General features: G+C 39.4%; 8 protein-coding genes and 1 pseudogene. 3 read left to right on the forward strand and 6 right to left on the reverse strand.

Going from position 1 to position 11,070, the window contains the following annotated elements; all coding sequences use genetic code 11:
- Positions 1-507: 507 nt before the first annotated feature.
- Both RG963_RS15325 and RG963_RS15330 read right to left on the reverse strand, forming a co-directional pair.
- Entirely contained in the window at positions 508-1,788 is a 1,281-nt protein-coding gene (locus RG963_RS15325) for a Fic family protein (protein WP_310577148.1), read from the reverse strand.
- Between the two features lie 417 nt (positions 1,789-2,205).
- Positions 2,206-2,412 (reverse strand): hypothetical protein, encoded by a 207-nt coding sequence (locus tag RG963_RS15330; protein ID WP_310577149.1) that lies wholly within the window; start codon positions 2,410-2,412, stop codon positions 2,206-2,208.
- A 14-nt stretch (positions 2,413-2,426) separates the two neighbouring features.
- On the opposite strand from RG963_RS15330, the pseudogene RG963_RS15335 reads away from it, so the two are divergent.
- Positions 2,427-2,603: pseudogene (locus RG963_RS15335) on the forward strand (zinc ribbon domain-containing protein); the annotation flags it as partial.
- A gap of 79 nt (positions 2,604-2,682) precedes the next feature.
- Here the strand turns inward: RG963_RS15335 and RG963_RS15340 are convergent.
- Both RG963_RS15340 and RG963_RS15345 read right to left on the reverse strand, forming a co-directional pair.
- Positions 2,683-4,182, reverse strand: coding sequence for an MATE family efflux transporter (locus RG963_RS15340; RefSeq protein WP_310577150.1), 1,500 nt, complete (start codon positions 4,180-4,182; stop codon positions 2,683-2,685).
- Positions 4,176-4,463, reverse strand: coding sequence for a hypothetical protein (locus RG963_RS15345; protein WP_310577151.1), 288 nt, complete (start codon positions 4,461-4,463; stop codon positions 4,176-4,178). The genes RG963_RS15340 and RG963_RS15345 overlap by 7 nt, the downstream gene beginning before the upstream one ends.
- 584 nt (positions 4,464-5,047) lie before the next feature.
- Between RG963_RS15345 and RG963_RS15350 the strand changes: the two genes are divergently transcribed.
- Positions 5,048-7,678: a DUF3656 domain-containing U32 family peptidase gene (locus RG963_RS15350; RefSeq protein WP_310577152.1), complete on the forward strand. Its 2,631-nt coding sequence runs from the start codon at positions 5,048-5,050 to the stop codon at positions 7,676-7,678.
- A 326-nt stretch (positions 7,679-8,004) separates the two neighbouring features.
- Positions 8,005-8,700, forward strand: a complete 696-nt coding sequence (locus tag RG963_RS15355) for a hypothetical protein (protein ID WP_310577153.1) — start codon at positions 8,005-8,007, stop codon at positions 8,698-8,700.
- Between the two features lie 312 nt (positions 8,701-9,012).
- Here RG963_RS15355 and RG963_RS15360 read toward each other — a convergent pair whose 3' ends face one another.
- A complete protein-coding gene (locus RG963_RS15360; RefSeq protein ID WP_310577154.1) occupies positions 9,013-9,414 on the reverse strand; it encodes a hypothetical protein in 402 nt (133 codons plus the stop codon).
- A gap of 842 nt (positions 9,415-10,256) precedes the next feature.
- Positions 10,257-10,658: a hypothetical protein gene (locus RG963_RS15365; RefSeq protein ID WP_310577155.1), complete on the reverse strand. Its 402-nt coding sequence runs from the start codon at positions 10,656-10,658 to the stop codon at positions 10,257-10,259.
- Between the last annotated feature and the right edge of the window lie 412 nt (positions 10,659-11,070).

Raw genomic sequence — 11,070 nt, forward strand, 5'->3', positions numbered from 1 at the left:
TTAACATCTAATGGTTGATATGGATCAGTGGTGAATGATAATAAAATTGGTCTTTTCTCTCCATTTTTTGCCAAACTAATTGCATCTTTTTCAAATCTATTCATTACATCTTTTCTAGCGACTGGGTAACGGAAATCTTCCCTCTTTCTTCTTATTGCAGATGGAGCATAGCAATATGTACAGCCATGAGAACAACCACGATATAAATTCGCTGCAAGCTCTGAATATTCTCTGGCCCTTCCAACAGTTTCATAAATTATGGAGGTAATTCTTTCACCCTCTAACGAATTATAAAGGAGATGATCTCTATATTAATGTAGTTATTTTGGCAATCTGCAAGTAGCATTTTTAAATTTAATTATCTTAAAAACTACCTCAATTATTTGTACTTCTCGTAAACGGTCTTGCTTTACCTATAAAGTTCACCCTCTCACGACAGAATTTTCTATCAATTTGATATGTTTTGATATATTTTGATAGATTCTAAGAAAAAAATAACCGAAAGACTCAATCACTCTTCTTGAAAATAAAAATAAACTCTTTTCCAGCCTTCTTTTTTTCAACATAACCCGATTTTTCAAGATGGAAAAGGTCACTTCTGGCAGTAGCGTATGCCACGCTGTAAGTGGTCACGATTTCTTTAATTGTGATGGGTTTTTCAGGCTGCTTTAAAAACTGCTTGAGGATTTCTGCCTGCCTTAAAGTAAGATTCCCGGATTCGGTTATGATTTTTAAGGCTTGAGACTTCTCTTTTTGTTCTCTTTCCAGATATTCCAGGATGTCATCAAGGGCTTTTTGTATGCAGTCGAGATTGTATTTGATGAAATATGTGAGGTCGCCGGAATCGTTCGGGGTTCTGTCGGATTCGGTGTAGAGGTAGGCATTTCTGTACTGTTTTTTCGAATTATTTATTACTTTAGATACTGCCATGTACTCGAAAAGCCAGTAGTCATTTTTAAGAAGATACCAGTAGAAAAGAGCCCTTGCAGTCCTGCCGTTGCCGTCGTTGAAAGGGTGGATGTATCCGATCAGGAAATGAATGATTATTCCCTTTAGAACCGGATGAATGAAATCTTCATCCTTGCTGTTGGCAAAATCACACAATTTCTCAATCAATTTAGGAATTTCAGGGTATTCCACAGGCTTGTGAAGCAGCGTTCCATCATGGGAATAAACGGCAATCTCGTTGTTTGCTCTGAAATTGCCTTCGTATTCGGGTTTTTCAAGGGTTCCGTTTGTAATCATCCTGTGGATTTCAAGGATTTTATCCGGGGTCATGGCTTCGTTTTTTAAATCCACGATATGCTTCACTGTAGCGTAATTGTTTACAATCATTTTTTCGTCTTTATTTTTTGGCTTCCTATTTTCTTGCAGCATCCTTTTTGCAACTTCTCTGGTAGTTGCTGCTCCTTCTATCTGGCTTGAAGCTATTGCTTCTTCCATTAAGGAACTAATTATGTATTTTCTTCTATTGTCCTGCAAGGCTTCAAGACCGCTGAGAAGATTTCCTGCTGCGGATTTATCCATAATATGAAGTTTTTCCTGAAATTCGTCTATTAAATTATACTTGAAAACCCAGTCCCCAAACTCTAGAGATCTCGCCTTTAATTCCCTTGAAATTTTCATAAAATTCCATATAATAACCGGATCCAGGGGAAGTTTCCTGTGCTTTAACTCCTCCCAGTGCAGATACCTTTCATTGTATCCATGAGCTAACTCTGCAATTTTATCATCATGCAGAAATTTTCCAGCTTCTTCAAGAGCTTCTTTTGAAAATTCGGGGACCATCGGGAGTTTCATATTATCATTTTCTATCTTTTTCTATCAATTTGATTGATTTTGATAGATATTGATAGTTATCTCCTATATTTCTTTCCATCAATTTGAGAGATTTTGATAGATTCTGATAGATTCTTATTGATTTTGATAGATGTCCAAGGATGTTGATATCGATTGTCTTTTCGTCTTCTATCAATTTGATACATTTTGATAGATATTGATAGTAAAATTGAAAATAGACGGCTCAGCCTCAGCCAAATAAAGATGATTCCGAAAGAACAATCAAAAGAATTACCGGATTTTCTAATTTTCAGCAAGAGTTTGATGTATAGCTAAGTAATTTACTTTACTATACATTCATTTTATCCATTCTTTACTTCACTATACATTCATTTTATCCATTTCGGATTTCTCTTAACCTGTTTTTCAGGCGTTGTAGGCATCATAAATTTGCCAGATCCATATGATTAGCCATATTGGAATGCCAGCCCCAAAAATATGCATGGCTCCAGTGAGTATGAAAGCTATCCAGATGCCCAGTGCCTTGAACAGCTGTCCCTTTACAAGCTGGCCCAGGCCCGGGAAAAAAAACGAAAATAAGGCTGGAATTCCGTGTTTTCTGCAACAGTTCATAGAACTTACCTTTTTTGAAAATTGGAATTTTTGAACCGTCTTCTAAGACTTGTAGAAGTTGTGGTTATCATAATAAAGACTTAACTCTGGATATAAGAAAGTAGCAATGTCCCGAATGTAATAACGTTTATGATCGAGACATCAACGCCAGTAGTAATATAAATAAATTTTCACTTATGGACTCCATTTAAGTTAAGTTCATACTCATAAAGGAGTATGGGAGGGCAGGAATGCCCCTTCCTTAAAGTCGGGGGGTCAGGAAGAGGTATTTTACGAAGTTTCCCTTTTTTCAGCAGGCATGAAGGTAACAAACCTGGAATTTTCTTCATTCCCCGTTTTTACATCGTTTCTGGATACTGACCTTATTCCGTTGTTCCCGGGTACTGATCCTATATACTTCTTGTCCGTTGATTGCTTATTCCCAGTTTTTCCATTATGCCTGAGGAACTTGAATTCCTTCGAAAGCATAACAAGAACCACAAGCAGCATGATATACTCCGCGGCCGGCGATGCAGCCCAGACCCCGTCCAGACCGAAGAAGACTGGCAGGATAAAGAGCAGAGGAAACAGAACCACAAAAACCTTTCCCAGATGGATGAAAAGTGCTGCTCTGACCCTGTTTATTGACTGGTAATAGACAGCAGTAAGTAGCACGGTACCCTCAACAAGCAAAGAGAACATGAAAATATTCATTCCTCGCAACGTAACTTCCAGAAGTTCGGAATCATCCTGGCTGAAGATCTGCACAACTCTCTCCGGGAAGAAGGAGACTAACAGAAATCCGAAAGCTCCGACGAGGATACACGAAAGCATTGTCAGTTTCAGAGTTTTCGAAACCCTGTCATAGCATCCAGCTCCGTAATTGAAGCCTATTATCGGCTGCACTCCCAGGGCTATTCCTTCGAAGAGCATATAGAAAATTGAAAAGACATACCCTATGATGCCGTAGGCTGAAACCGCAAGCTCGGAACCGTACCTGAGTAGCATGTAATTGTGCGCAAAGAGCACGAGAGCCAGTGAAAACTGCATTACGAAAGACGGAAGGCCGGCTCTAAGGATCTGGAGCAGGGTTCCGATTTTGAATTTCATGGCTTTAAGCCGGAGTTTCAGTTTTGCCTCGCTGCCAAAAAGATAGTGCACAAGCAGCATTGCAGGGAGAGCAAAGGAGATTATTGTCGCAGTGGCGGCCCCTGACATTCCCATGCCCATACGCATGACAAAAAGATAGTCAAGCACGACATTTACAACCACTCCTGCAATCATAATGTTCATGCAAAGCTTCGGTTTTCCGTCATTCCTGACCAGGGGATCAAGGGCAATCGTAAGGATCATGAAGACCGAACCCATGAAAATGACCCTGAGGTACTCGCGGGCAAAGGTAAGGGCAGGGCCATTGGTTCCAAGCAGACTGATTGAGGTTTCACAAAAAAGCAGCCCGCCTGCAGTGAAAATGGCTCCTGAAAGAAGACATAAAGGAAAAGCGTTGTGCACGATATCCAGGGCTCCCTTTGTATTCCCTTTTCCAAGTTCCAGGGCTATTAGACTGGACGCGCCGATCCCGATAATTACGCCTACTCCGATTAGAGCTAAATAAGGAGGATAAGCAAGCGTAATTCCTGCAAGCCCTTCGCTTCCTAGAACATTTGCTATGAAGAAACCGTCGATAATTCCCTGGATTCCTGCAATGACAACTCCTACAACTGCCGGGAGTGCAAATTTCCAGAACAAATTCACAATATTCCCGGACCTCATTTCTTCATCGCTTACCATGCCAGGCCCTCCATGCGCTGCAAAAAAGGTTTTTTGGAGGCCTGTAACAGGTTTTCCAATTCTTTCCTATAAAGGGAAGCCTGGATTTTTTCGTTGAAGAGCTTATGAGCCTGTTTTTCAAGTTTAGAAGCTATTTTTGGCGTTATCAGGCGAAAAGACCTGTTCAATGAGAGACAGGCAATATTATACTCTTTTGAAAACTCGTGTTCCTTTAAAGATTTATATATTTTTAAGAGATTGAGACAACACTGTTCAATCCTTTTTAATTCAAATAAAGTCATCTTTCATCCTGATGAAGCTTCAGAAACATGCAAATTCAAGTATAGCTGCTTTGTTGCAGAATTAATCAGGCTGTCTATGCTGAATGGTACTTGCATACGTTTCTGGCGTGATTTTGTGCTGCATCCCTGCAGCATCAATTCATTTTTACGGAGCTTCATCATTTAACCGGAAAAAAAGGATTCAAGCGAAATAGAGAATCCCGTAGAATTATGCAACAAAGCAAATTGAACCAATATTCAGATAATCAGTCTGGTCAGCTAATTTTATATACAAATTAATATTTATATAGTATTTATACATTTGCATCAGTTCTTGTGTTAACAGGTTGTCCATCCTGAGAGCTCAGGCTTCAGGATAGAAATTGTTATTTGCCGGCTGGATAGCAAAAAGCCTTTCCTGCTATGAAAAAGACCCTGGGACTTACCATCCATTTTTTATTCAAGAAGCGCCTTTAGGTTTTAAACTGACCTGAATTCACTTAGTCACAGACTATTGTTAAGCCCTGTGCGTAAATCATTTGCTTAATTTTTTATAAAAGTTATAAAAAATTTCTAATTATCATAAGAAAATATCCTGATCTCATATGTCTGCTAAAAGCTTAATCTGTCCTCCTGAAATCCTGGCTCCTGTAGGCGACCAGGAAGCCCTCCTTGGCGCAATCAAAGGCGGAGCTGATGCTGTTTACCTCGGAGTCGGCGAGTTCAATGCCCGCCAGGGAGCAAAAAATTTTACTATCGATGACCTGGAAGCTGCTGTGGATCTGGCTCACTCATACGGTGTTTCTGTCTATCTGGCGCTTAACATTCCCATTAAACAAAAGGAACTACAGCATGCACTCGAAATAGTGGACCTTGCATACGCAGCCGGAATAGATGCAATTATCCTGCAGGACCTCGGGCTGCTCAGAATCCTTAACGAAATTTATCCTGACCTTGAGCTGCATGCAAGCACACAGATGACTATCCATAACAAACAGGGAGTTGATTTTGCAGCGGGCCTTGGAGCAAGAAGGGTTATAGTCTCAAGGGAGCTTACTACAGAAGAGGTAAAAGATATTGTAGATCATTCAAGCGTGGGCATCGAGATTTTTGTCCATGGCGCTCTTTGCTATTCATATTCCGGAAAATGCCTCTTTAGCAGTTTCCTGCACGACAGAAGCGCAAACAGAGGAGCCTGTGCCCAGCCATGCAGACGGCGCTACAGCTTCCTGGTAAACGGCAGAGAAATTGACGAAAGATATATCGGAGGCAACTATCCCATAAGCTGTGCCGAACTCTCCACACTCACAGGACTTGAAGAGATAGTAAAAACAGGGGTTGTAAGCCTTAAAATCGAAGGCCGGATGAAAAAACCCGAATACGTTACTGCAAGTGCTTCTGCCTATAAAGCCACAGTTCAAAACATATGTAATCCTGGAGAAAATCCGACAACGGAAGAGCTTGAATCAAGGGAAGCCGAGCTTGCAAAACTTTTTTACAGGGGCTTTACAAGGGGTTTCATACTAGGGGAAAAAGGAGTATCTCACCCCAAATACAGCTCAAACTACGGGGCCTTTCTGGGAAAAGTCCTGGACATCTCCCGTTCAAAGGGAGAAACAAAACTTACAGTTCGGCTGGATGAAGATCTCCAGGTAAAAGACGGCATAAGCATTTTCACGCGGGAGAGGATGCTTGGCTCTGCGGTTACAGGCATAATCACGATTGCAGGTGAGTATGTAAAAAGTGCAAAAAAAGGTGAAAAAGTAGGGCTTGAGATCAGCTCGAAGACGGGAAGGGCAGTCCAGAGAGGGGACGAAATCTACCTCACAACAGATACGCAGCTCCTGGATACCCTCCAAAAAACAAAACTGAAAACGCTCCCTGTAAGCTTGAAAGCAAGAGCCAGGAAAGGAGAACGGTTTACGGTTGAGATCAGGGAAGAAAGCGGAAAAATTACAGAGGGGAGTAGAAAAAGCAGCAGAAAAGAAAAAGAAGAAGCTTTCAGTATAGAAGGAAGTGGAGAATCCGTAAGTGCGGAATTTGCTGATGAATATATCGTTCAGGGAGCAGAGAAGGTCCCAACTACAACCGAGCAGATGAGAAAGGCAATGGAAAGCCTTGGGGACACCCCATTTGAAGCTATAGACATCTCAATTGAAGCTGATGAAAAGATCTTCATTCCGGTTGGCGTGCTGAAGAATGCAAGGCGAAAAGCTGCAGACCTCCTGCTAGAAAAGACCCTCAACGCGTGCAAAAAAGAACAAAAACACCCCGAACTGGCAAATTTCAACCATCTGTACATTTGTGAAGGTGCCGACAAGGAGAGCTGCAATAAAGAGGGCAGAAACAGAAAAGGAAATAACATAGAAGCCAGTAGAAACCGGAGTACTGGTTCAAAGAAACTCCTCCTGAGCATTGAAGTAAATGAAATTTCTTCACTATTTAAGGCTACAATTGCCGGCGCAGATATAATATACATTCCGATCTCAAAATTTGAAGAGCTGACAGCGTCTGAAAACGAAGATAAGCTTGAGGATTTAAAAGCAGAAAGAGTCGAGCTCGTCTTCAGGGTTCCCCTGATAACCCATGACAGCGAACTGAGTGAATTGAAGCCTCTGCTGGAAAAAGTAAGAGATGCAGGTTTTAATATAGCCTGTTCCGACCTTGGGGCCTCACAGCTTGCAAAAGAGCTTTCCGTACCATTTACTGCAGGAAAAGAGTTCAATATATTCAATGCTTTTACCGCAAGCACTTTCTATCAGGCAGGAGCTTGCAGAGTAACGCTTTCAAGTGAACTTAACCTGGGCGAAATAAAAAATGTCTGCGAAACGCTTCAGGCCTGCGAGGAGATAGGCCAGACCGAAATTTTCGTTTACGGCAGAGAACTGATGCTTATTACGGAAAATGACCTTTTAAAGCCTCTTATTGACAGAAGAATCGTAAGGAAAGACAGTGAAGTCCTTCTTGTTGACCAGAGCGGTTCCGAATTTCCGGTAAAGCGCCTTGGCACCCGTACCCTGATCTATAATTCAAAAGTGCTTGACATGCTGAAATATGTTAAAAACCTGGAAGGATATGGAGTGGATGTAATTCGGCTCGACCTTTCATTTAATACCGAAGCCGAAATAAAAGAGATCACAGAGGCATATAAAGAAGCACTTGCAGGAAAAGAAACTAAATTGAAACCTGCAAGAGGGATTGAGTATACTACAGGGCATTATTTTAAAGGAGTTTAAAGGTAAAAATAAGTAATCAGAATTTTTAGAAAATCCGTTTAAATCCTCTATCTAAATTCCATTTAGATGTACCGAAACTTCTAGTGCATCGATTCCAAAGTATGTTCACAAACCTGAAATTTTGAATCTATCTATCGATCAATGTATTTTCCACAAAAAATGAATTTATTTTGGAATCGATACTCTAGTCTTCAAGTCCGAAACATTCGCTCATATCTGAACATTGAAATTGGTACGATTATATAGATAAAATCGTGGCGGTTTAAGCTTATTATTTTTTTCAATATTTAGATACCAATAAATACTTTTAAACCAATTTTCTACAGATGGAATACAATAGGTACAATATAGCACTGCTCTGTACTTCTGCCATTTATTTTTTTGTTTGGGTGGCTGCCTTATTAGTTATTCTAAACCTGAGCAATGTAAACAATAACGGTATAAATGATGAAGGTAAAGCGATCATAAACGATCCCATTGGACCGATTTCATTGGACATATTTGCAGCTTTTGCTCTTCTATATCCGCTTTCGTTTTTCGGGTCACTTTTTTTTGTTGCCATCAACCAGAAAAAATCCGATAAATGGTTTCTGGGACTCCCTCTCCCTATTGTACTCCTTACATTGATTTTAAGCCTGTTATGCCCGTATTTACGCCTGTATATCCCAGAAGAACTGTTTTTTTTCATTCCTGTGCTTGCAGCGCCAGCTTCTGCACTATTCATCAAGTCCGTCCCCGAGGAACGGAGAGAATCAGCAAAAAAATACGTTAAAGTAGTTAAGGTGATCAGCATTTATGCGGCCATAATCGGTTTCATGTACTTCATAGATTCCTTTTTACTCAAGAATATCTTTTCACCCATCGATCATTCCTTATCCTCAGTCTATATCATTATCATGCTTCTGATGCTGATATACATGGCCGTTGGGCTTCCCTCTATAGGGATATGCCTGATGCTTATGGCAAAAGAAAAACAACCTCGTGCGTCGACTTCAAAGCGTGTTCACAAGCCCAGCTTTTGAATATATATCGATCAACGAATTTTCCGCAAAAAAAGGATTTATTTTGGAATCGATGCACTATTTCGGACTTGTTCTGTTTGATACATGGCATTCCAGCATAAAGAACCTTATATTTATCAAGATAAATTATAAAAAACGCTGGTACTCTATTTACAAAATGCCCAAAAGATTCTTTGTATGAAAATTTTAAAAATTCAAAAGTTGCCTGTAAAACAGGCAGCTGCTTAAGTTCCAAGAAACATTCAGGTCGTAATTTGCAAAAGGACTTGATGTTTCTGCTTTCGTTATACAATTTAATATTTTGTCTTGTGTTTACTTGGTATTTACTACCAATCCGACAATATCACGTCCGGAGTACCAGACCTGAACATTGAAGACGCCAGGGTTAGCAAATGCTTGTTGCACAGAGCTTTCAATATTACTGGTTGGTTTGGCCAAATACCTCCAGTCCTTATCTACATAGAGCCACAAACCTTTTGTATTGGTGGAAGGATAAGCCTTCAGTTCAAGCCAATACTTGGTTGCTACGTTACTGTAAACAGCTGTTGTCGTGGCTGGTAAGTTTTTTGATACGACTACTGGGGCTGTTGTCGGACTGCTGGATGCCAGAGCTGTTCCCTGACCATCAGCAGCTGTAGCACTCAAGACAGATGGAATCGCCGCTAGGATTAAACACATCATTAAACCTGCAATTATAAGCCGATTTTTTAACACTTTTTCGCCTCAAATTTTTGTCTTTACTGTTGTATTTTTTATACTCATCGTGATTTAGAATTTTTAATTATTTTCTCGAGAATCTGGATGTATCAAAAAGGAGATTCCTAAAAATAAACCCCGAGGAATGTGTCAAGTATTTGAAATACTTGTTAAATGTTATATTTGTAGTCCTTGTATATGATACTTTTGACAGTATATCTGTTTAATATTTACACAGTAGAATGCCAGTATTAAGTACATGAGAGCTTATGAAAATCGGTATATTTTAGATATTTTCATTTTCTAGCTACTGATTTCGTAGTTCAACGGGGTAAGTTCATAATTGAAAAACATTTTTGGCAAGTAAAGGCCATATAAAGAATATTTGTATCAAAAGATACTGGGATTAGCAGGTGCCTGTTTTACTATAATACAAAACCGAAATAATTGAAGACGCATTAACAAATCGGAAATGTCCTGAAAAAAGTCAAGGCAGCAAAGTGTACTGCGGCCAGTAACCTGAAGTTTTAAGTGAAAAAACCAAAGTATGCCTTAGGAAAAAAATTATGAAAATTAAAAAGTCGACTGCTTTGCAGTCAACAGCATAAGTCCTAAAATTAATATTGGATTAATCGTTCCGAGTTTTCTTGGTTTTTGATCGATTGCACTCAATTGCCAGCGGAATTAATGGCACATTTTGGCGATTCCATAAGATATTAAAAAATATCTGTATTCTTTATATTATGTATGCATCGACAATAGCTATATTTTTATTAGTATCTATATTCACCAATTTACCAGATGTATAGGCATTGCAACACAACTGGAGTATTGCTTGGTTTTGGTTAACATCACCTGTCTTAAGGGCCTCCCGTCCATACATCAACAATAGCTCCAGATTTAGTAAGACCTATGTTCACCAATTTACCAGATGTATAGGCATCGCAACATAACTGGAGTATTGCTTGGTTTTGGTTAACATCGCCCGTCCTAATCGTCCTCCATCCATAATTCTTAATGCAAACAGAGTACGTACCAGCACGATCATCGATTATTACGCCACAGTGCGTTCCTATTATTTTCGCATTATCGATGCGATCATAAGCATTTGCTTTTGAATCACCTGATTGTATAGACGTAATCTTATCCGAAGAGTTGTTAAATAGTGTACCATCTTTAGACGTATCAGCTAATACCAATGGAATCGCTGCCACGATCAAGCACATCATTAAACCTGCAATTATAAGCCGATCTTTTGACATTTTTTTCACCTCAACTTTATTTCCCGACTGTTATTTCTTTCATATTTGTCCGTTCTTTAGAATTTTTAATTTATCTCGAGAGCACGGTCGTATAAAAAACGAAGATTCCTAAAAATAAACCCCCGGGAATATGCCAAGTATGTGCAATACTTACCACATTCTCCATATGTTGTCCTTGTATATGATACTTTATATGGTATTTATATTTAATAATAACACAATCTAGCGCCGATATCAAGTACATAAGAGCTTATTAAAATTGGTATATTTTAAATCTCTTAATTCTTGCGCTACTGATTTCCTAGTTCAACCCGGTAAGTCCCACAGATAAAAAACATTTTTGGTAAGTAAAGGCCATATAAAGGATATTTATATCAAAAGATACTGGTATTAGCAGGTGCCTGTTTTATTA

The organism is Methanosarcina baikalica, assembly GCF_031461075.1.
In the GTDB taxonomy this organism is placed as follows: domain Archaea; phylum Halobacteriota; class Methanosarcinia; order Methanosarcinales; family Methanosarcinaceae; genus Methanosarcina; species Methanosarcina baikalica.

What these genes read in the sequence shown, in the direction of transcription:
- RG963_RS15345 (WP_310577151.1), bottom strand. Translation starts at nt 4,463, where the DNA reads ATGACTTTATTTGAATTAAAAAGGATTGAACAGTGTTGTCTCAATCTC.
- RG963_RS15350 (WP_310577152.1), top strand. Translation starts at nt 5,048, where the DNA reads ATGTCTGCTAAAAGCTTAATCTGTCCTCCTGAAATCCTGGCTCCTGTA.
- RG963_RS15355 (WP_310577153.1), top strand. Translation starts at nt 8,005, where the DNA reads ATGGAATACAATAGGTACAATATAGCACTGCTCTGTACTTCTGCCATT.
- RG963_RS15365 (WP_310577155.1), bottom strand. Translation starts at nt 10,658, where the DNA reads ATGTCAAAAGATCGGCTTATAATTGCAGGTTTAATGATGTGCTTGATC.
- RG963_RS15325 (WP_310577148.1), bottom strand. Translation starts at nt 1,788, where the DNA reads ATGGTCCCCGAATTTTCAAAAGAAGCTCTTGAAGAAGCTGGAAAATTT.
- RG963_RS15340 (WP_310577150.1), bottom strand. Translation starts at nt 4,182, where the DNA reads ATGGTAAGCGATGAAGAAATGAGGTCCGGGAATATTGTGAATTTGTTC.
- RG963_RS15330 (WP_310577149.1), bottom strand. Translation starts at nt 2,412, where the DNA reads ATGAACTGTTGCAGAAAACACGGAATTCCAGCCTTATTTTCGTTTTTT.